This is a genomic window from Neisseria sp. WLZKY-1, assembly GCF_046546535.1.
Classification (GTDB): Bacteria; Pseudomonadota; Gammaproteobacteria; order Burkholderiales; family Neisseriaceae; genus Neisseria.
On the sequence record NZ_JBKGTW010000008.1, the window covers coordinates 1 to 21,388 of the forward strand.

At 54.2% G+C, this 21,388-nt stretch carries 21 protein-coding genes and 1 pseudogene; 18 read left to right on the top strand and 4 right to left on the bottom strand.

Annotation, left to right across the window (positions count from 1 at the left end; genetic code table 11):
* The first annotated feature begins 312 nt into the window (after nt 1-312).
* From hrpA to ACLD9W_RS03870, 12 genes are all read left to right on the top strand, one after another.
* Nucleotides 313-1,710 carry an ATP-dependent RNA helicase HrpA gene (gene hrpA / locus ACLD9W_RS03815; RefSeq protein WP_410840774.1) on the top strand — a complete coding sequence of 466 codons (1,398 nt, stop codon included), beginning with the start codon at nt 313-315 and terminating at the stop codon, nt 1,708-1,710.
* Nucleotides 1,711-1,854: 144 nt separating this feature from the next.
* A complete protein-coding gene (locus tag ACLD9W_RS03820) occupies nt 1,855-2,682 on the top strand; it encodes a CPBP family intramembrane glutamic endopeptidase (protein ID WP_410840829.1) in 828 nt (275 codons plus the stop codon).
* 334 nt (nt 2,683-3,016) lie between these two features.
* Nucleotides 3,017-3,778, top strand: a complete 762-nt coding sequence (locus ACLD9W_RS03825; RefSeq protein ID WP_410840775.1) for an SDR family oxidoreductase — start codon at nt 3,017-3,019, stop codon at nt 3,776-3,778.
* 354 nt (nt 3,779-4,132) lie between these two features.
* Nucleotides 4,133-4,789: a class I SAM-dependent methyltransferase gene (locus ACLD9W_RS03830; protein ID WP_049256566.1), complete on the top strand. Its 657-nt coding sequence runs from the start codon at nt 4,133-4,135 to the stop codon at nt 4,787-4,789.
* A gap of 107 nt (nt 4,790-4,896) precedes the next feature.
* On the top strand, nt 4,897-5,283 hold the full coding sequence (locus tag ACLD9W_RS03835) for a nuclear transport factor 2 family protein (protein WP_410840776.1): 387 nt from the start codon (nt 4,897-4,899) through the stop codon (nt 5,281-5,283).
* Between the two features lie 285 nt (nt 5,284-5,568).
* Nucleotides 5,569-6,396, top strand: a complete 828-nt coding sequence (locus ACLD9W_RS03840; RefSeq protein WP_410840777.1) for a bifunctional transcriptional activator/DNA repair enzyme AdaA — start codon at nt 5,569-5,571, stop codon at nt 6,394-6,396.
* A 73-nt stretch (nt 6,397-6,469) separates the two neighbouring features.
* Nucleotides 6,470-6,730 (top strand): hypothetical protein, encoded by a 261-nt coding sequence (locus tag ACLD9W_RS03845; protein WP_009427616.1) that lies wholly within the window; start codon nt 6,470-6,472, stop codon nt 6,728-6,730.
* A 5-nt stretch (nt 6,731-6,735) separates the two neighbouring features.
* Complete coding sequence (locus ACLD9W_RS03850) at nt 6,736-7,356, top strand: alpha-ketoglutarate-dependent dioxygenase AlkB family protein (RefSeq protein WP_410840778.1); 621 nt, start codon at nt 6,736-6,738, stop codon at nt 7,354-7,356.
* A gap of 393 nt (nt 7,357-7,749) precedes the next feature.
* Nucleotides 7,750-11,022 (top strand): GNAT family N-acetyltransferase, encoded by a 3,273-nt coding sequence (locus tag ACLD9W_RS03855; protein ID WP_410840830.1) that lies wholly within the window; start codon nt 7,750-7,752, stop codon nt 11,020-11,022.
* Nucleotides 11,023-11,103: 81 nt separating this feature from the next.
* Nucleotides 11,104-12,105 carry a DNA-methyltransferase gene (locus tag ACLD9W_RS03860; protein ID WP_081253372.1) on the top strand — a complete coding sequence of 334 codons (1,002 nt, stop codon included), beginning with the start codon at nt 11,104-11,106 and terminating at the stop codon, nt 12,103-12,105.
* A gap of 18 nt (nt 12,106-12,123) precedes the next feature.
* Nucleotides 12,124-13,143 carry an HNH endonuclease gene (locus tag ACLD9W_RS03865; RefSeq protein ID WP_081253371.1) on the top strand — a complete coding sequence of 340 codons (1,020 nt, stop codon included), beginning with the start codon at nt 12,124-12,126 and terminating at the stop codon, nt 13,141-13,143.
* 151 nt (nt 13,144-13,294) lie between these two features.
* Entirely contained in the window at nt 13,295-13,687 is a 393-nt protein-coding gene (locus tag ACLD9W_RS03870) for an SWIM zinc finger domain-containing protein (RefSeq protein ID WP_410840779.1), read from the top strand.
* A gap of 2 nt (nt 13,688-13,689) precedes the next feature.
* On the opposite strand, the pseudogene ACLD9W_RS03875 reads toward ACLD9W_RS03870, so the two are convergent.
* Nucleotides 13,690-14,341 (bottom strand): annotated as a pseudogene (locus tag ACLD9W_RS03875) (IS1595 family transposase).
* 91 nt (nt 14,342-14,432) lie between these two features.
* Between ACLD9W_RS03875 and ACLD9W_RS03880 the strand changes: the two are divergent.
* From ACLD9W_RS03880 to efeO, 3 genes are all read left to right on the top strand, one after another.
* Complete coding sequence (locus ACLD9W_RS03880) at nt 14,433-14,738, top strand: MGMT family protein (protein WP_410840780.1); 306 nt, start codon at nt 14,433-14,435, stop codon at nt 14,736-14,738.
* Between the two features lie 288 nt (nt 14,739-15,026).
* A complete protein-coding gene (efeU, locus tag ACLD9W_RS03885) occupies nt 15,027-15,845 on the top strand; it encodes an iron uptake transporter permease EfeU (protein WP_410840831.1) in 819 nt (272 codons plus the stop codon).
* 10 nt (nt 15,846-15,855) lie between these two features.
* Nucleotides 15,856-17,040: an iron uptake system protein EfeO gene (gene efeO / locus ACLD9W_RS03890; protein WP_410840781.1), complete on the top strand. Its 1,185-nt coding sequence runs from the start codon at nt 15,856-15,858 to the stop codon at nt 17,038-17,040.
* A 279-nt stretch (nt 17,041-17,319) separates the two neighbouring features.
* Here efeO and nfsA read toward each other — a convergent pair whose 3' ends face one another.
* From nfsA to ACLD9W_RS03905, 3 genes are all read right to left on the bottom strand, one after another.
* Nucleotides 17,320-18,063: an oxygen-insensitive NADPH nitroreductase gene (gene nfsA, locus ACLD9W_RS03895; RefSeq protein ID WP_410840782.1), complete on the bottom strand. Its 744-nt coding sequence runs from the start codon at nt 18,061-18,063 to the stop codon at nt 17,320-17,322.
* 213 nt (nt 18,064-18,276) lie between these two features.
* Nucleotides 18,277-18,495, bottom strand: coding sequence for a hypothetical protein (locus ACLD9W_RS03900; RefSeq protein ID WP_410840783.1), 219 nt, complete (start codon nt 18,493-18,495; stop codon nt 18,277-18,279).
* A gap of 17 nt (nt 18,496-18,512) precedes the next feature.
* A complete protein-coding gene (locus tag ACLD9W_RS03905; protein ID WP_410840832.1) occupies nt 18,513-19,019 on the bottom strand; it encodes a C40 family peptidase in 507 nt (168 codons plus the stop codon).
* Between the two features lie 132 nt (nt 19,020-19,151).
* Here ACLD9W_RS03905 and ACLD9W_RS03910 point away from each other — a divergent pair, with 132 nt between their 5' ends.
* The 3 genes from ACLD9W_RS03910 to coaD all read left to right on the top strand — a co-directional run bounded on the left by ACLD9W_RS03910 (nt 19,152) and on the right by coaD (nt 21,384).
* Complete coding sequence (locus tag ACLD9W_RS03910; RefSeq protein WP_410840784.1) at nt 19,152-19,901, top strand: hypothetical protein; 750 nt, start codon at nt 19,152-19,154, stop codon at nt 19,899-19,901.
* A 160-nt stretch (nt 19,902-20,061) separates the two neighbouring features.
* The gene (locus ACLD9W_RS03915; protein ID WP_410840785.1) at nt 20,062-20,751 is read left to right on the top strand and encodes a Bax inhibitor-1 family protein; all 690 of its coding nucleotides are present in this window, start codon (nt 20,062-20,064) and stop codon (nt 20,749-20,751) included.
* A gap of 120 nt (nt 20,752-20,871) precedes the next feature.
* On the top strand, nt 20,872-21,384 hold the full coding sequence (gene coaD, locus ACLD9W_RS03920) for a pantetheine-phosphate adenylyltransferase (protein ID WP_410840786.1): 513 nt from the start codon (nt 20,872-20,874) through the stop codon (nt 21,382-21,384).
* Nucleotides 21,385-21,388: the final 4 nt, after the last annotated feature.

The following is a 21,388-nucleotide window of genomic DNA, read 5'->3' on the forward strand; positions in this document are numbered from 1 at the left end:
GCCAACAGGCTAAGTGTGTCTGTTGCCGCCTAAAAGGCGGCCCGGATGCCTGATTATGGGGCGTCCGGGGAGGATTAAGGGGGTATTTGGGTAAAATCAGGAGGTATTGGGGGCGGAAACAGCCGAAAACCTGTGTTTGGGTTCCGGCTGTCAGCGGAAAGGTGAAGAAAGGTATTTTGCAAAGGTCTCTAACTGCTTTCAGGCTGCCTTGAATGCCGTTTGAAGCCCCAAAGGCAGCCTGAAACCCGTTTTTCAGGCTGCCTCTGCTATAATTCCACCCCTTGTTTTTACTCAAATTTTCACACGCAAACCATGTCCCAGCCCGATTTAGACCAAACCCTTTGCAAAGACCGCCACTTTCTCAAACGTGCATTCAGGCAGCCTGAAAAGTTTGGCGGTATCGCCAGCGTGGAGCGCAAATACCAAAAATCCCACGATATTTATACCAAGCGTCTCGTCAGTCTGCCCAAGTCCGAGTTTGATAACACGCTTCCCGTGCACGAGCGTTTAAATGACATAAAAACCGCGATTCAAAACAATCAAGTAACGATTATTTGCGGCGAAACGGGTTCGGGCAAAACCACCCAGTTGCCCAAAATCTGCCTAGAACTCGGGCGCGGGGCGGCGGGTTTGATCGGGCACACACAGCCGCGCCGTCTTGCTGCGCGTTCCGTTGCCGAGCGCATTGCCGAAGAGCTGGGGCAGCCGATTGGGCAGGCGGTGGGCTACAAAGTGCGGTTTAACGACAACACCTCGCGCGACGCCAGCATCAAGCTGATGACAGACGGCATCCTGCTCGCCGAAACTCAAACCGACCGCTACCTCGCCGCCTACGACACGCTGATTATCGACGAAGCGCACGAGCGCAGCCTGAATATTGATTTCCTGTTGGGTTATTTGAAACAGCTCCTGCCGCGCCGCCCCGATTTAAAAGTCATCATCACCTCCGCCACCATTGATGCCGAACGCTTTTCCCGACATTTCAACAACGCCCCCGTGCTGGAAGTGAGCGGGCGCACCTATCCCGTGGAAATCCGCTACCGCCCGATTAACGGGCGCGACGAAGACGAAGCGGAAATCGACATTCCCGAAGCGATTGTCGATGCGGCGGACGAGTTGGCGCGTTTGGGCGAAGGCGACATCCTCGTTTTCCTGCCCGGCGAGCGCGAAATCCGCGAAGCCGCCGAAGCCCTGCGAAAATCGCCTTTACGCAAAAACGACGACATTTTGCCGCTGTTCGCCCGCCTTTCCGCGCAGGAACAGCACAAAATCTTCCACCCCAGCGGCTCGCGGCGGCGCATCATTCTCGCCACCAACGTCGCCGAAACCTCGCTCACCGTGCCGCGCATCAAATATGTGATCGACACTGGCTTGGCACGCGTCAAACGCTACTCCGCCCACGCCAAAGTCGAGCAGCTTCATGTGGAAAAAATCTCCCAAGCCGCCGCCCGCCAACGCGCAGGGCGATGCGGACGCGTGTCCGCAGGCGTGTGCATCCGCCTGTACGCCGAAGACGATTTCAACCAGCGCAGCCCGTTCACCGACCCCGAAATTGTCCGGAGCAACCTCGCCGCCGTGATTCTGCGCATGGCTGCTTTGAAACTGGGCGATGTCGCCGCGTTCCCCTTCCTCGAAGCACCCGAGCAGCGGTATATCAACGACGGGTTTCAGGTGTTGCTGGAATTGGGGGCGGTGGAAGAGGCCGTTTGAAAGGGTAGGTCGGGCATTTATGCCCGACAATTTCCGATAAATTTAAAACCGTCGGGCATGAATGCCCGACCTACAAGGAAATAGGCAGCCTGAAAAGGCAAAATGTTGTGTTTTGTGAAAACCCACATAAAAAACTGGCAGACCATGAACATCCTAAGCAAGTACAACCGCCCCGTTTTCTTCTATTTTTGGTCCATGCTGATTCCCGCAGCGTTGTGGTTTGGCATGGCGTATTTGAGCCATCTGCCCGAGCAGACGCCTGCCACGCAAATCTGGCAGACTGTTTTGGGCATTGCGGGCTTGGTGTCGCCGATGCTGGTTGCGCTGCATTTGTTCCGCCAAGACGCTGATTTGTGGAACGATTTGAAACGCCGCCTGTCCTTGCGCCAGCATTTTTCGCCGCTTGCCGTCGGGCTGGTTTTGCTGCTGACTTACGGCTCGATTATGGCGGCGCAGGCGGTTTCTACATTGTTTGGGTATAGCTGGGCGCAGTTTCATATTTCGGGGCAGCCGTCTTTTCAGTCTGCCTTTGTATCCGCATGGTTTGTGCTGACGTTTGCCCCGCTGGTTGAAGAATTGGCGTGGCACAGCTATGGCACGGATGCGCTGTTGCGAAAATTCAGCCTGTTTTCCGCTTCCATGATTTTCGGCGTGTATTGGGTGGTATGGCATCTGCCGTTGGCTTTTGTGAAAGGCTATTACCACAGCAACGTGGTTGCCGAAGGCGCGTTGGCGTCGGTTAATTTTGCTGCCAGCGCATTTTTGTTTGTGCTGATTATGAACTGGCTGTACTGCAAATTCGGACGCAATATTTGGATAAGCGTGCTGTTTCATTTGGCTGCCAACACGGCCAACGAAATTTTTGACACGCACCCCGACACCAAAATCATACAAACCTTGATTTTCCTGTTGTTTGTGGTTGTGCTGATGGTTAAAGACCGTGAGTTGTTTTTTGCTAAATACAGCAAGTAGATAACCGATACGCCGTCTGAAAACCCAAAGGCAGCCTGAAACTTTTATCAGGCGCAAACCCGCCTGGCTATCGTCATTCCCGCGCAGGCGGGAATCTTGTTTGATGCTCGGAAATTTTTGAAAAAACAAATTATTGGTTAAATCCACCAAGATTCCCGCCTGCGCGGGAACGACGTTGGCGGGGGTATGGTTCAAAAATTTTCAGGCTGCCGCAAAGGTCGTCTGAAAGACCCCAAAGGCAGCCTGAAAACTCCGCAAGAATCGGGTCGTTTGCATCGCGTCTTTTCCTTAAAATCGGCTCTGTTATTAAGCAACTGACAGAAAAGGAAAAACCATGCAAAACGATTTTTTGAACCTGAACGGCAAAGTTGCCGCCGTTATCGGCGCATCGTCGGGCATTGGCAGGGCAACGGCCTTGCTGTTGGCAAAACAGGGCGCGGCGGTGGTGTTGCGTGCGCGGCGGGCGGACGAATTGGCGCAGACGGCGGCGTTGATACGCGAAGCGGGCGGCAGGGCGGAAACGGTGGCAGGTGACGCGCGGCAGCCTGAAACCCATGCGGCGGTGGTGCGCACGGCGGAACAGGCTTTCGGCGGGCTGGATATTGCGGTCAACAATGTCGGCGCACTGGGTGCGTACAAGCCGCTTGCCGAGCTGTCGCCCGATGAATGGCGCGACACGCTGGATAGCAATCTGACCACGGCGTTTTTGGGCGCACGCAGCCAGATTCCCGCCATGCTGCGGCGCGGCGGCGGTGCGCTGGTGTTTACGTCCAGCTTTGTCGGCAGCAGCGTCGCCCTGCCGAACCTGTCGGCGTACGGCACGGCAAAGGCGGCGTTGTGCGCGTTGGCAAAGGGCATTACCGCCGATTATGCGGCGCAGGGCATCCGTGCCAATGCGGTGCTTTCGGGCGGCGCGGACACGGATATGGCGGGCAACGCGGAACAAAAGGCGTGGGCGGCGGGCTTGCACGCGGTCAAACGCATCGCGCAGCCTGAAGAAATCGCCTCGGTTATCGCCTTTCTTGCCAGCCCGGCGGCGGGTTTTGTTACCGGCGCATCGCTGTTTGCGGACGGCGGCAATTCGTCGGTGAAGTAGCGGTTTTTCGTTTTGCCCGACGGGTTTTCAGGCTGCCTGCAACGCCATCGGGCGAAGCATATCCATTGAAAACATACAAATTGCGTAGGGTGGGGCTTGCCCCACCGTTTACCGTTTTTCCTTAAAATACAGCCGTAAAGGTCGTCTGAAATGGTGGAACAAGCGGCATAGGTCAGGCATTGATACCCGATAAAAGCACAAATAAAATAAAAAGCGTCGGGCATAAATGTCCGACCTGCAAACTGCCTTTCAGACGACCCCGAAGGCAGCCTGAAACCACGTTCCTCATTTTTCAGACGGTCTGATGATGCCGTCTGAAAACCCACTCCCCAAACCACAAAAGGAGACATCCCGATGCCCACCCCGCAAGAAACTGCCGCCCAACTGCGCTGCCCGCACGGCGAAGCAGGCGCAGAGCTCGGACACGCCATGAACCTGCGCAACCTCACCCAAATCCTCAGCGCATTTTCCGCCGCGCCAATCCAAGCGGGCGCACGCATTTTGGAAATCGGCTGCGGCAACGGCGGACTGCTCGGCTGGATACTGTCGCAAGCCGATAACCTGCACTATACGGGTTTGGAGATTTCCGAACTGATGCATCGGGAAGCCTGCTCATTCAACGCCCCGTTTATCGAAGCGGGCATGGCGGACTACCGCCTGTACGACGGCGGCAGCCTGCCCTTTGCCGACGCGTCTTTCCATGCCGCCGTATCGGTCAACACTGTCTATTTCTGGCAGGCCCCGCAGGCTGTGCTTGCCGAATTAAGCCGTGTGCTGCGCCCCGGCGGGCGGCTGTGCCTCAACTTCTGCGAACGCGCCTTTATGCAGAGTCTGCCCTTTACCGGATACGGCTTCACGCTCTACGATGCCGCCGACATCCGCCGTCTCGCCGAAACCCTGCCGCTGTGCTGTGTGCGGGAAGTGCGCAGCCAAGATTGGGCAGTGAGCAAATCGGGCAAACTGGTACGGCGCGGGTTTGTCGATTTGGTGTTTGAAAAAGCAGCGGCGTAGCTCGGGCAGCCTGAAAACCGCAGCGGCGCAGGCCGGACATTGATGCCCGACAAACAACCTGAATCCTGTAAAATGCCGCTTTCCCAACACACACAAAGGAATATTCGATGATTAACAATCACTTAACCGATACCGTGCGCCGTCTGATCGATTCAGGCTGCCATTACCGTTTGGAAGCATTGGAAAAGCTGTACGCCCCCGATTTGCAGATTGTGATTGTGCAGGAAAACGGCGAAGCCGCTACGTTTGACTACCAGCAGAATATGGCGTTTTTCTGCCAACTGCGCGACAACAACGCCCCGCCGCTCAATACCGCCGTGCAGTTCAACTACGCAGCGGAACACAACGGTATCGGCTATGTTACCGCCACCCGCCGGATGGATTTGGGCGCAGGCGAAAAGAAAATCGTGTTTACGCTGATGCTGCGCCCCGCCGAAAACGGACAATGGCAGATTTTCCGCGAACACGCCGTTGTGGTCGGCGATGCTGTGTAAGCCATCAGATTAAACCACCTGCCAAACGCAAAAGGTCGTCTGAAAACCACCTTTCAGACGACCTTTGTGTTTCCCACTCAAAGCAACAGTGGCGTAGGTCGGGCATTTATGCCCGACAAACACCGGCAACACAAAATGTCGGGCATAAATGCCCGACCTACTTGCAGCGGATTGCGTAGGGTGGGTCTTGACCCACTTTTTCAGACGACCTTTGCGACTGTATTTAAAGAGAAACCTGTAAACGGCGGGTCAAGACCCACCCTACACCGAGTTGAGAGCCACCCCATGACCACCGCCGACCAAATCCAGTTCGCCCGCATCGCCGCCGCGATAGAGTTTCTCTACGACCACCACCGCGAGCAGCCCGACCTTGCCGCCGTTGCCGCGCACGTCCACATCAGCCCCCAGCACTTGCAGCGGCAGTTTCAGCAGTGGGCGGGCATCAGTCCGAAAAAAATGCTGCAACACATCAGCATCGAAAACGCCAAGCGCATCTTGCACGCCCAAGGCAGCGTGCAGGATGCCGCGCTGGCAAGCGGCCTAAGCGGCACCGGGCGGCTGCACGACCTCTTTACCACCATCGAAGGCATGACCCCCGGCGAATACAAAAACGGCGGCGCCGGCTTGCAAATAGACTGGCAGCTCGCCGCCAGCCCCTACGGCAGCGTGTTGGTCGCCAACACCGGCAAAGGCATCTGTTTTTTGAGTTTTGCAGACGACCCCGCCGCCGAAAGCGCACGCCTGCGCGCCCTGTTCCCCAACGCCGAATTGCGCAATGCCGCCACCCCGATGCACGCACAAGCCCTGCACGCCCTGCAACAGCCGCCGCAGCAGCCGATCGCCTTGCACATCAAAGGCACGCCGTTCCAACTCAAAGTCTGGCAGGCCTTGCTCAACATCTCGTGTGGGCAGCTTGCCGACTACGGCACACTCGCCCGCCGTATCGGACACCCCAACGCCTGCCGCGCCGTCGGCACTGCGGTTGGCAGCAACCCCGTCGCCGTGCTGATACCCTGCCACCGCGTTATCCGCCAAACCGGCATGCTGGGCGGCTACCGCTGGCATCGCGGGCGGAAAATCGCCCTGCTGGGAAAAGAATTGGAATCAACATGAACCTATTCAGCCCCCGCCCCACCGGCAAGTAGTAATAAAATTGCTACTGCTTACCCTCAAAAATAAATTACATATGAATAAACAAATTAAAATATGTCCTGCATGTAATCAAGGCTATCTCTATCATGCCAAACCCAAATACATTCCAGAAGAAATCATTCTCTGTGACGAATGTGATGCAGTATGGTTAAAAGGAATGAAGATATTTTATGGAGAATATGACAAAGATTTTTACTCCTACGTTCCTTTTATGGAGTCGCGTGGCGTAACAGGAGAGAGTATTTGGGAAGGGGATTTATTTGAGAAACCTTATTACGAATCTGAAACAAGTTGAATAGCATGAACCTGTTCAGTCCCCACCCCGACGACAACCTGCTGCCCTACGACGGCATCGTCAACGACTACGGCGTCATTTTCACCCCGCAGCAAGCTGATGATTACCTTGCCTATTTGGAGCACAACATCGCATGGCGGCACGATGAAGCCGTTATCTACGGCAAACACATCATTACCGCCCGCCAAGTCGCATGGTACGGCGCGCAAAATTTTGCCTACACCTATTCCGGCACCACCCGCACCGCCCTGCCGTGGGACAGCGTGCTATCCGACATCAAACAGCAGGTAGAACAACAGATTGCCGCCGTTAGCCCCGTCCGCTTCAACTCCTGCCTGCTCAACCGCTACGCCGACGGCAGCCAGGGCATGGCGTGGCACAGCGACGACGAAGCCTGCCTGGGCAAAGACACCGTTATCGCATCCGTCAGCTTCGGCGCGACGCGGAAATTCGCCTTCAAACACAAACAAACGCAGGAAAAACGCGAGCTTATGCTGCAACACGGGCAGCTTATCGTGATGCGCGGCAGCACGCAAAGCCATTGGCGGCACGCCATTATGAAAAGCAGCAAAATCCACACCCCGCGCATCAACCTGACCTTCCGCACCATGCTGCCGCGGGGGTAGGTTTTTGGTTTTCAGACGGCCTTTTCAGGCAGCCTGAAAAATACCGATACCGTCTGAAAACAGCGCACGCCCTGCGCAAGCAACACTCAGGCAGCCTGAAACCCGCCGCCGTCATTCCAGCGCAGGCGGGAATCTTGGTAGAATTTGAGCAACGAATTGTTTTTAAAAAATTGCCGAATATCCACTAAGATTCCCGCCTGCGCGGGAGTGCGGCATAAGCTATGCCGTCTGAAAACAATGTGCGCCGCAAAGGCAGCCTGAAACCGATTTCCCCATTCCAAACCCACTATGCAAGCCATACAAACCCACCCGACCAAAACCCCCAACACGCCGTCTGAACACCATTCAGGCAGCCTGAAACCCCGCTACCGCCTGACCAAAATCGGCGAGCAAATGGCACGCCTGCCCATCGATCCGAAAGTCGCCCGCATTCTGCTGGCGGCGCAAAAGCACGACTGTATGGCGGAAATCCTGGTGATTGTGTCCGCGCTTTCCATTCAAGACCCGCGCGAGCGGCCGCTGGAAGCGCGCGAAGCCGCCGCTAAGGCGCATGAGCGGTTTGCCGACAAGCAGTCGGATTTTCTTGCCTACCTGAATATTTGGGACAGCTTCCAACGCGAGCGTGACAAAGGTTTGTCGAACCGCCAGATGGTGGCGTGGTGTCATCAGTATTTTCTGTCGCACCTGCGGATGCGCGAATGGCGTGAGCTGCACGCGCAACTGGCGCAGATTGCCATTGAAATGGGTTTGACCGATAAGGAAAGCGCGTTTCGCAAACCCGAAGCCGCCGCACCGCAGGTTTCAGGCAGCCTGAAAACGCAAACGCCGTCTGAAAAGCAGTCCGCCGACCTTGCCGCCCGTCTGAAACAAAAAGAGTTGGACAAAAAACACGCCCGCGCCGAGCGCCGCGCCGCCAAGGAAGCGTGTTACGAACAAATCCACCGCGCCCTGCTCACGGGCTTGATTGCCAACGTCGGCATGAAATCGCCCGACGGCAACGACTACACCGGCGCGCGCGGCAGCCGTTTTCATCTGTTCCCCGCGTCCGCGCTGTTCAAAAGCAAGCCCAAATGGGTGATGGCGGCGGAGCTCACCGAAACCACGCGCCTTTACGCGCGCGATGTGGCGGCGATTCAGCCCGAATGGATTGAGCAGGAAGCGCCGCATTTGGTGAAATATCATTATTTTGAGCCGCATTGGGAGCAAAAGCGCGGCGAAGTCGTCGCCAGCGAACGCGTTACGCTTTATGGCCTGACCGTGCTGCCGCGCCGCCCCGTCGCCTACGGCAGAGTCGCCCCCGCAGAAGCCCGTGAAATCTTTATCCGCAGCGCATTGGTCGCCCAAGAAATGGGCAGTTTCACCGCGCCGTTTTTCGTGCACAACCAAAAACTGATCCGCGAAGTCGCCGAGCTGGAACACAAATCGCGCCGCCAAGATGTGTTGGTGGACGATGAGATTTTGTTTGAGTTTTACGATGCGCGCTTGCCCAAAACTGTGTTTAAAAGCGGCGGCGAGATAGTCGGGCAGCCTGAAAATGCGGTTTTGCCGTCTGAAAATAAGGCAGGCTGGGTCGCGACCCAACAAAATGTACAAAAGCAGCCTGAAAACCGTTCAGACGGCCTTTCAGGCTGCCTGAAACCAAATATCCGCCCCGCCACAACTAGCGATGCCGCTGCCGTTGCCGAATTATTCCGCCGCGCCGTGCAGCACATTTCAAACCGCCATTACAGCGAACAGGAAAAAAGCGCGTGGCTGCAAGGCGCAGACGATGCCGATTTCTGGCAAAAACACATCGACGGCGGCAATGTCCGCGTCGCCACGCACAACGGGCGCGTGCTCGGTTTCATTGAATACCAGCCCGAACAAAGCTACCTAAACTGCCTTTATACCGACCCGCACCACCAGCGGCAGGGCATCGCTACCGCGCTGCTGAATGCCGTTTTGCCATCGGCAGACAGCGGCAAAACCATAACGGTAGACGCATCCAAAGCCGCATTGGCATTTTTCCAAAAACAAGGCTTTGTGCGGCAACACGAAAACCAAATCCCGCGCAACGGCTTGGTTTTGACCAATTACCGCATGGTTCGTCAGGCAGGCAGCCTGAAAGCCCAAAGGCAGCCTGAAAACCGTTCAGACGACCCCAAAGGCAGCCTGAAACCCCAAACGCCGTCTGAAAAACCCCTCGCCGACATCCGCACCTTCGCCGCCTGGCTCAAAACCGCCGAGCGCGACAACCCCCGCCTGCTCTTTCTCACCCGCGACGACCTCATGCAGCACGCCGCCGCGCACATCACCGAAGAACAATTCCCCAAACACTGGCAAACCGCAGACGGCAAATTCAAACTCAGCTACCGCTTCGAGCCGCACCACCCGCTCGACGGCGTTACCCTCACACTGCCGCTCACCGTGCTCAACCGCATCAGCCCCGCCGCCCTCGAATGGCTCGTGCCCGGCATGATACGCGAGAAAATACAGTTGCAAATCAAAGCACTGCCCAAACAAATCCGCCGCATCTGCGTGCCCGTACCCGAATTCATCACCCAATTTTTAAGCCAAAACCCCGACCACAACGCCCCCATCCTACCCCAACTCGCCCAAGCCATCGCCAAAACCGCAGGCGACATCCGCATACTCGAGCAAATCAACCAAGACGAATGGGCCGCGTTCAGGCTGCCCGAACACTGCTATTTCAACCTCCGCATCATCGACGACGGCGGGCAAGAATTAGCCATGGGGCGCGATTTAATCCAAATCCAACAACAACTTGGCAAAGCCGCCGCCACCACCTTCCGCGACAACACCCAAGAATTCGAGCGCGACAACGTTACCATGTGGGACATCGGCACCCTGCCCGAATCCATCAAATTCGCACGCGGCAAACAGCAGCTCACCGGCTACCTCGGCCTGCAAAAAGAAAAAGACGGCCGCATCGCCCTGCGCCTGTTCGACACGTCTGCCGCCGCCGAACAAGCCCACAGATTAGGCGTGATCGAACTCATGAAACTACAACTAAAAGAACAAGTTAAAGACCTGAACAAAGGCATCCAAGGCTTCACCCAAGCCGCCATGCTGCTCAAACACATCAACGCCGACACCCTGCGCGACGACCTCACCCAAGCCGTCTGCGACCGCGCCTTTATCGGCGAAGACGAGCTGCCGCGCAACGAAAAAGCCTTCAAAGAACAAATCAAACGCGCTCGCAGCCGCCTGCCCGCCGTCAAAGAAGCCCTCAGCCGCTACTTGCAGGAAACCGCCGCTGCCTACGCCGAACTGAACGGCAAACTCGGCAAACACCCGCTCACCCACCTCATGCGCCAACGCCTGCAAACCCTGCTCGCCGCCGGCTTCGCCACCCGCACCCCGTGGGCACAATGGCCGCGCCTCCCCATCTACCTCAAAGCCATGACCCTGCGCCTCGAAAAATACAGCGGCAACCCCGCCCGCGACGCAGCCCGCGAAGCCGATATTCAAGAACTGGAACAAATGTGGCAGGAAAAAACCGACGGCTTGGTGAAACAAGGATTGCCCGTTTCAGACGACCTCACTGCGTTTAGATGGATGATTGAAGAATTGAGGGTGTCACTGTTTGCGCAGGAATTGAAGACGCCGTATCCGGTGTCGGTGAAGAGGTTGATGAAGGAGTGGGAGGGGTTGAAAGGATTATAAAATATCTAATTTTTAAGTAGATAACAAATGGACATTAAAATTGAGTACAATATTCGTTAATTTAAACAGAGTCACAACTAAATGAAAGCATCTCTCCAAACCAAATTAGGTAATATTTACCATGCAAATTCATTAGATTATATGCAATATCTACCCAATGAAACAGTTAATCTTATTATGACTTCTCCACCATTTGGTTTAGTAAGAAAAAAAGATTATGGCAATGTTGATGCACATGAATACTTAGATTGGTTCAAGCCATTTGCAGAACAGTTCCATCGAATTCTAGCCTCCAACGGCTCACTGGTTATTGATATTGGTGGTGCATGGTTAGCAGGACAACCTACACGTTCACTGTATCACTACGAATTATTAATAATGCTATGTAAGGAATTTGGTTTCCATTTAGCACAAGATTTTTTTTGGTGGAATCCTGCAAAACTGCCCACTCCAGCAGAATGGGTTAATATCAGAAGGATTCGTGTAAAGGATGCAATTAATTGCGTTTGGTGGCTATCAAAAACACCTTGGCCCAAAGCAAGCAATCGTAGGGTATTGATCCCATACAGCGATGCGATGAAAGGGCTGTTAAAAAATGGTTATGATGCTAAATTACGCCCAAGTGGTCATGATATTAGTGATAAGTTCTCTTCTAACAATGGTGCAGCAATTCCTCCAAATTTAATTGCTATTGCTAATACTGAAAGTAATTCTCCCTATTTAAAAAAATGCAAAGAAAAAGGTATCAAACCACATCCTGCAAGATTTCCAATAGATTTGCCTGAAATGTTTATCCGAATGCTGACTGATGAAGGAGATATGGTGCTTGATCCTTTTGGTGGTTCATGTGTTACAGGAGAAGCAGCAGAGCGACTTAATCGTAAATGGGCTTGTGTCGAATTAGAAGAAGATTATATAGAAGGAGCGAAACTACGTTTTCCAGTTCAACATATAGTTAAAAAAACAAATAACTATACTATCTCACATCCAGCCTCATTATGGGGCAGTGAGTTGGATATTCTTTCTAATGAAGAACAATTACCAGCAGATGGCGGGAAAACAAGACGCCCAATAACTAAATAAAAATTTTAGGAAATTATTATGGCTGCAATACGTCAACGTCAAATGATAGAGATTCTACTCGATGCTATTCAAGCATCAGGTGGTAGTGCAATATTTCTAGGAGGGAACAATAAACCTTATAAATTTATTGTTCAATTCCAAGATAACCGTTTTGAATTATGGGTTTATATCTGGACAGTTACTCATGGTGGAGGACAACGTTCATCTAGAGAATTTAGAATTCAAATGACTTCTGTTAATTCTCCTCTTGCAATAAATCCAAATGGATATACTGTTTTAATGGGTTACTCTCCCACACAAAATGTATTTGCAGGATTTAGTCTTGAAAAACATAAAACATTTTCGGTTGGCTCCCCATCCATTCAAATTAATTTGAATGCTCTTGATACAGGTTTACAAGATGGATTTGGATTTTATACCAAAGATAACAGTGAGATTGCAATTGGTGTTCGTCCAGATTTATTTATTCAATATTGTTTAAATGCTAAAGAACTACATGAAACAGGCAATGTAGAGATTGTTCCTTTATTAACTAGCTCTATTGAAAATAATACAAATGAAAAAATTATAAATGAAATAGAACGAGATATTGAAACATTACCTTTAGAAAGAAAATTAATTGTGCAGAAAATGCAAAAATTATCTCGAGAATCTAAATTTAGAAAAATTGTACTCGCTGCTTACGATTATAGATGCGCAATTTCTCGTATGCAATTAAAGTTACTCGATGCAGCACACATACTTCCAGTTGCTAGCAATATTAGTACAGACCATGTTACAAATGGCTTGGCCTTAAATCCAACTTTACATAGAGCCTATGATAATTCACTAATCTATATAGATGAAGATTTTAAAATGCAGATAAATCCTAATAAAAGAAAAGAGTTACATGATATTAATCAATTAGATGGAATAGATTACTTGGAACAATTTGCTAATAGAACTATTTATTTACCACAAGATAGAAACCAACGACCTAATATTGAAAATATAATTCAAGCAAATCATTATAGAAATATTCCTAAACGTAAGCCTTAACCTGTATTCAACCACCCCAAAAGGTCGTCTGAAACCCATTTTCAGACGACCTTTTGCCTCCTTACAAAACAAATCTTCCCTCTACCCTCTCCCCAAACGTCGTCTAAACCAGTAAACTTCCCATGTTTCAACAACTTCTTGGAAGCAAACCATGTCCGGTATCTACCTACCCCGCCTATTTCCGCCCCACATCGCCGAACGCGGACTGCTGTATTTTCAGCAGGGTAAGGTTCGCGATGTCCAAAAAACTTCCGCCGGGCGTTATCGGGCGGAGGTGTGCGGTTCGGAAAACTATTCGGTATGGCTGAAGCTGGATAGTGATTTGTACATTAAGGACGGGGGCTGCGATTGTCCTTATGGCTGGGCGTGCAAGCATATGGCGGCGTTGTGGTATGCGGTGCGCGAGCAAACTCAGGATAACCAGTCGGCAGAATCTGACGCGCAGCAGCCTGAAATCATTCTCTTTGTATCGTGCTCTAACACCAAAGGCTACCTGAAAACCATTTTTCAGGTAGCCTTTCTCTTAGGGGCTGACGTAGATTAGCCCTAAATTCCACACCACTCCCGCAAGATTTTTAGCTGCCGGGACGGTGTGCCGAAGTTAAATCGAAATTCGCATTCTTTCAAGAACAACGGGAAAGATTTGCGATCGATTCCGTTGTGTTTGCGCAAGACGCGCTTTGCCTGATTCCAAAAATTCTCAATGCCGTTGATGTGGTTCTGGCGGTCTGCAAATTCCTTGGAATGGTTGATACGGTAATGGATAAAACCGCTTACGTCCAGCTTGTCATAGCTGCTCAGGCTATCCGTGTAAACAATGCTGTCCGGCATGATTTTCTGTTTGATAACAGGCATCAAAGTATCGGACTTGGCATTATCTACGACACGGTATAGACCCGTCCGTTGCGTTTCAGAATGCCGAAGACAGCCACTTTTCCTGCTGCACCGCGACCGCGTCTGCCTTTACGCCGTCCGCCGAAATAACTTTTGTCCAACTCGACAGGGCCCTCAAAAACCTCATCGGCAACCAAGGCCAGATAATGGCTGATAACCATACGAATTTTGCGGTAGAACAGAATGGCGGAGTTGGGCTGAATACCCAAAATATCGGCAGCTGAACGGGCGGTAACTTCGAGTACAAAAAATTGAAGCATTTTCTTTTGAATACTCTTTTTAGTTTACAACGGGTTATCTTCATTTTTGCAGTCTAACATGACTGCTTATCTGGTACAGCCCTTATAAAATTTAACAAATAATGCAAGTTCATAGCTTGTGTTCCAACTTTATCTATGCACCTCAAAAACCACCACCTAGCCTACGAAATCCTTTCCGCCGTCTCCGAAATCCCCTTTGGCAAAGTCGCCACCTACGGCCAAATCGCCCGCCTGATCGGCAGGGACAAAAACGCCCGCCTGGTCGGCTGCGTGCTGCGCCATGCGGCGGATTACGGCGATTATCCTTGTCACCGCGTGGTCAATGCCGCAGGGCGGCTGGTGCCGGGTTGGGCGGCGCAGGCAGATTTGCTGCGCGATGAAGGGGTGGAATTGAAAGACGAAAGCCATGTTTGTTTGAAAACGTATCAGTGGGATTGTTAGGTCTGCAAACCGGCATCCTTGTTACGGCCTTCTCTTAAAGACAGCAAATTCTGCGCGCCAATCCGTGACGAAAATTACGGTTATGGTTTTCACAGAACCGAGAGGCCGTCTGAAAGCTTCTGCCCAAATGTGCGGCGGTTGTTTTCAGACGGCCTCTCTGTTTTTGTGCCGACGGTTTGCACGGTCGAAAACCCTTTCGGCATCAAATATCTTGAAAACCGTTTGCATTCGCTCCGTGAAGCGGCGATAATATTTGCGTATTTTAACCATGCGTCAGAACGAATTTTTATGTTGATTGCTTTTCTGATTATGCTGCGCGAGGGTATCGAAGCGGCGCTGATTGTCGGTATTGTGGCCGGATTTTTGAAACAGTCCGGCCATCATGATTTGATGCCGAAGGTGTGGCTGGGAGTGGCGGCGGCTGTGCTGATTTGCTTCGGGCTGGGTTTTGCCATCCACCGTATCACGGGCGAGATTCCGCAGAAGCAGCAAGAATTTGTTGTCGGCATGATCGGTTTGCTGGCTGTGGGCATGCTGACCTATATGCTGCTGTGGATGCAGAAGGCCGCGCGGTCGATGAAGCAGCAGTTGCAGGACTCGATTCAGGCTGCGCTCAACAAGGGCGGTTCGGGCTGGGCTTTGGTACTGATGGCTTTTTTGGCCGTGATGCGCGAGGGCTTGGAGAGTGTGTTTTTCCTGATTGCGGTGTTCACGCAAAGTCCCGACAGCCGTATGCCGCTGGGCTCGGCGGCCGGGCTTTTGGCTTCCGCTGCAGTCGGGGTTTTGCTGTATCAGGGTGGCATTCGTCTGAATTTGGGGAAATTTTTCCGTTGGACGGGTGTGTTTCTGATTTTCGTCGCCGCCGGGCTGTTGTCGGGTTCGTTCCGCGCACTGCATGAGGCGGGCGTGTGGAATGTCGGCCAGCAGGTGATTGCCGATTTTTCCGGATTCCTGCATGAAGACAGCCCTTTGGGCGTGCTGATGGGCGGTTTTTTCGGTTATACCGACCATCCGACCGTCAGCGATGTTCTGTGGTATGTAGTTTATTTAGTTCCCGTTTTGTTTTGGTTCTTACGCGGTAGCCAAGCCGCTTCATCTTCCCGTTAAGGAGTTTTTTATGAATATGACACGCATCACCTTATCCGTTTTACTGGCTATGGGACTGGCAGCCTGCCAGCCGCCCGAGGCCGACAAACCCGCCGCGCCCGCATCAGGCGAAGCAGCCGCATCCGGTGCGGCCGCCGCGCCGAATGCCGACGGCAGCATCAACATCGCCGTTACCGACACCGCCTGCGATCCGATGGAACTCACCGTGCCCAGCGGCAAAACCGTGTTCAACATCAAGAACAACAGCGGCCGCAAGCTGGAATGGGAGATTCTCGAAGGCGTGATGGTGGTGGACGAGCGCGAAAACATCGCCCCCGGCCTGTCCGACAAAATGACCGTTACCCTGATGCCCGGCACTTACGAAATGACCTGCGGCCTGCTGACCAACCCGCGCGGCAAACTGGTCGTCACCGACAGCGGCTTCAAAGCCGATCCCGCGCAGGCCGACATGGCCAAACTGGCGCAGCCTTTGGCCGACTACAAAGTCTATGTTCAAGGTGAGGCCAAGCTCTTGGCTGAAAAAACCGAGAAATTCGCCGCCGCCGTGAAAGCGGGCAAAGTTGACGAAGCCAAAGCCCTGTTTGCCGACACCCGCGTCCACTACGAACGCATCGAGCCGATTGCCGAGCTGTTCAACGAGCTTGATCCCGCCATCGACTCGCGCGAAGACGACTACAAAGAAAAAGCCAAAGACGACGCCTTCACCGGTTTCCACCGCATCGAACACGCGCTGTGGGTGGACAACAAAATTGACGACAAAGTGAAAGAAACCGCCGACAAGCTGGATAAAGACGTGAAAGCGCTGAAAGCCGAAATCGACGTATTGAGCTTCCCGCCGAGCAAAGTGGTGGGCGGCGCGGCGGCGCTGATCGAAGAAGTGGCCGGCACCAAAATCACCGGCGAGGAAGACCGTTACAGCCACACCGACCTCTCCGACTTCCAGGCCAACATCGACGGCTCGCAGAAAATCGTCGAACTCTTCCGTCCGATGATTGCCGAAAAAGACAAAGCCCTCCTGGATACCGTCGATGCCAACTTCAAACAGATCAACGACATCCTGGCGAAATACAAAAAAGGCGACGGCTTCGAAACCTACGACAAACTGTCGGAAGCCGACCGTACCCAGCTCAAAGCCCCGATCAACACTCTGGCCGAAGAACTGGGCAAACTGCGCGGCGTACTCGGTCTGAACTAAGCCGCCTGAAAACGCAGTTTCCGCCGCATCCCGCAGCGGGCGGATGAGGCGTTAAAAGGCCGTCTGAAAACCCGAAATACGGTTTCAGACGGCCTTTTTTAAACCTCAAACGTCTGCAATAACGGTTTCAAACCAAGCCCGACAGCGGCACAGGTGTCAAGCATTCCGCGCCGACACAGGCAGACAAAACACCAAAAGGCCGTCTGAAAACGAATCTTTCAGACGGCCTCTTCTACCGATGCGGCCGGCCACCTTTTCAGACGGCCTCTGCCAACCGGTTCAGCGTTTGGCGAAACCCTGCCCTTGCAGATAACCGAGCATAAACGGGCGCACGGGGCGGGCGAGGGTGTTGGCGATTTGCCCCGCCCAGTCCAAATCCCGCCCGCTGCGTTCGCGGTAATAGGTTTTCACCTCTTCGTTGTAGGCCGCGAGCACTTCGGCGGAGGCGGGACGGTAGCGGTTTTCCGACACCAGCGTGTCCAGCGGCAGGCGCGGGCGTTGCAGCGGCTGCTGGTCGGGGTAGCCGAGGCAGAGGCCGAACAGCGGCACGGTGTGTTCGGGCAGGCCGAGCAGTTCGCCGACGCGGGCAATATCGTTGCGGATGCTGCCTATATACACCGCGCCGAGGCCGAGCGATTCGGCGGCCAGCACGACGTTTTGCGCCATAATGCCCGCGTCAATCGCGCCGGTAAGCAGCACTTCCGTCCAGTCGGTCTGCACTTGGGCGTCCACCGTGTGATGGAGGGCGGCATCGATGCAGAACACGAGAAACTCGGCGCAATGCTCGACATAGGCATGCCCCATGCCGCCTTCGGAGGCGCAGATTTCGCGCAACTCTTTGCGGATTTCGCGGTCGCTGACGCGGATGACGCTGTTGTTCTGCTGATAGCTCGATGTAGAAGCGGCGCGGCCGGCTTCGAGCACGGCGGCGAGCATGTCGGCGGGAACGGGCTGTTCGGTGAAGCGGCGGATGGAACGGTGCGCCAGCGCGGTGTCCAGCGCGGGAAGGCTGTTGAGGGTCATGCGGTTTTCCTTTGCAGTTTGTCGGGACGGCGATTATAGCAGAAGAGGCCGTCTGAAACGTCCGACTGCCGCTTTTCAGACGGCCTGAAACATCCCCAAACTTGCCTGCTGCACGGGCAGCAGGCACGGAAAAAGGCCGTCTGAATATTCAGACGGCCTCCCTATTCCCTTACCGTTTCACAAAACACCGCATTTCGGCTTTCAGACGGCCTACTACTCCGAACGGTAAGGGTTTTCCACGCCCGCCACCAGTGCGGCCAAGTATTCGCGCAACTGCTTTTCGCCGCAGCCCATCAGCAGCGCGTCCTCGAAAGCGTCCTGCGCGAGTTGGAAGAGCTCGTTCATATTTTCGTTCATCACTTTAATTTTCTCGGTGCAGGAAACGACGCTGCCGTCGTCGCCGTACCATTTGGGCATTTCGGGCATGGGCATGGCGGAAGTTCTTTCGGTCAGTTGGCGAAGCGGCCGGAGTCGAAACGTTTGACACGGCGCGCCAGGGCATAGCGGCTGTTCCAGTATTTGTTGGACAGGCTGGTGATTTCGATGCTCTTGCCCGTGCGCGGCGCGTGGATGAAACGGTTGTTGCCGATATAGAGGCCGACGTGCGAAATGCGGCCGCGTGAGGTGCGGAAAAACACCATGTCACCCGGCTGCAATTCGCTGCGCGACACGCCCACGCCCATCCGCGCCTGTTCGGCCGACGTGCGCGGCAGGTTGACCTGCATGGTTTTGCGGAAAATGTGCTGCATAAAGCCGCTGCAATCGAAGCCGCTGCTGACCGATGTGCCGCCGAAACGGTAGCTGACGCCGAGCAGCCCCATCGCGCTGCCGATCAGCTCGTCGGCCTCGCGGCGGGAAACGGGCGAACCCGAAGGCATGGCCGCTTCTGCGGTTTTGGCCGCCTGCCTTTCCTTCTGCTTTTCCTTTTCGGCCTGCTGTCTGACCAAAGCCTGCATCGCCGATTCGTCGTAACCGGGTTTGGTTTTCGGCGCTGCCGTCTGCGCGTCGGGCGGAAACGGCATTTCGGGGCGGCGGATAAAATCGCGCACGGGCGGGGTTTCGGGCTTTTGCGGTTCCGGCGCGCCCTCGTGTTTGGCCGCGTCCTTTTTGGCCGGCTCTTTTGTTACAGGCTCTTTTTTGGCCGCATCTTTTTTCGCCGGTTCTTTTTTCTGTGCGGCTTTACCGGCCTCGTCCTTCTTTGCCGTATCGGCCTTGCCCTTCTTCTTTGCCTCGTCCGCTTTGCCTGCCGGTGTTTTCTGTTTGCTGTCTTTGGCATTGCGGCCTTTGTCTTTGGTCGTTTCTTTTTTGTCTTTGGCGCTGTCTTTTTTACCGCCTTTGGCCTTGTCCTCTTTGGCGGGCGCTTCTTTTTTGGCGTTTTTTTTGTTCTCCTGCCCCGCGTCTTTTTTACCTTTTACCGCTTCTTTTTTACCTTTCGTCGGCTCTTTGGCTGGGTTTTCTTTTTTCGCGGCGGGCTGTTTTTTGCTGTCGGCACTGTCTTTTTTGCCCTTGGTTGCTTCCTTTTTGGCGGCGGTTTTCGGCTCGGCTTTTTTGTTGGCGGCCTGAACCGGCAGCGCGGCGCACAACAGGGCGAGCGCGGCGAAGGCTGGGGCGAAAAGCTTTTTCAGATAAGTCATGCTGTTGTTTCTCTTCCGATTTTACCGGCAAGGCCGGATAACACGTTTTCAGACGGCCTCTGCGTGCCGTCTGAAAAAAATGGGGTGCGGCGGCAAAAGCCGCAGGGCACCTGGCTACCCTATAACAGCCGCGATGATACCAATTTTGCCCGCCGTGTGCGATTTGTCCGCCCGCGCCCACTGTGGTTTTCAGACGGCCTCTGAGCCTGTTCCCCGTTGCGCGGACAAAAACACGACAACACACTTTAAATTCCGCAAAAACGCGCCATATCTTCGTTTCAACTGACGCACAATTTCCCCAACAAACAGCCGCTTGCTGTTACAATCGCGCGTTTTTTACCAACCCACACATAGGAACGACACCATGCAAAATGATGTTTACGACTACACCAACCCCGCCGGCGTACAGCGCAGCACCGTTCTGCGCAAAACCTACGGCCTCCTGGCGCTGTCCTTTATCCCCTGTGCGCTGGGCGCATTTGCGGCAGCCGCCACCAGATTCAACGTTTACGCCCTCACCGGCAACCGTTGGGCGGGTTTCATCGCCGTTCTCGCCTTCTTCTACGGCATGATTTTCCTGATTGAGAAAAACCGTTACAGCAACGTCGGTGCCGGCCTACTGATGGTCTTCACCTTCGGCATGGGCGCCCTGATCTCGCCGCTGCTGCAATACAGCCTCGGCATCCCCGGCGGTGCGGGACTGGTCGGCACCGCCGCCCTGATGACCGCCGCCATCTTCGGCGTCATGTCGGTAATGGCGCAGAAAGCCAACATCAACACCAACGCGCTCGGCCGCTTCCTCACCATCGGCGCCATCGTCCTGATGATAGCCGTTATCGCCAACTTCGCACTGGGCATTCCCGCCCTCGGCCTGGCCATTGCAGGCGGTTTCGTCGTTTTCAGCTCCATCATGATCATGTGGCAGACCCGCACAGTGATCGAAGGCGGCGAAGACAGCCACATCAGCGCCGCGCTGTCCATCTTCATCTCCCTCTATAACCTCTTCAGCAGCCTGCTGCACATCCTTCTGTCCCTCGCCGGCAGCGACGACTAAGCGCTCCGGCAAAAGGCCGTCTGAAAGCCCTTACGGTTTCAGACGGCCTTTTGACATTTCTTCACAATCCCGCTATCCTGCCCGCCCTCCCACCAGCTGCACCAAAGCACCAAAAACAATATGCAAACCAAAGCCCTGCGCCGCGCCGTGTATGCCGGCAGCTTCGACCCGCCTACCAACGGCCACCTGTGGATGATACGCGAAGCGCAGGCGCTCTTCGACGAACTCATCGTCGCCATCGGCGTCAATCCCGACAAAAAATCCACCTACACCGTCGCCGAGCGCCGCAAAATGCTCGAAGACATCACCGCGCCCTTTGCCAACGTGCGCATCGATTCCTACGAAAACCAATTCCTCGTCAACTATGCCCACAGCGTCAGCGCGGGCTACATCGTGCGCGGCATCCGCAGCGCTTCGGACTACGAATACGAACGCACCATCCGCCACATCAATTCCGACCTCCAACCCGAAATCGCCACCGTGCTGCTGATTCCGCCGCGCGAATACGCCGAAGTGTCGTCCACCCTCGTCAAAGGCATGGTCGGCCCCGTCGGCTGGCGCGACACCGTCCGCCGCTACCTGCCCGAAGCTGTGTACGAAAAAATCCTGCGCGACCACCAAAGCAGCGGCTGAACCC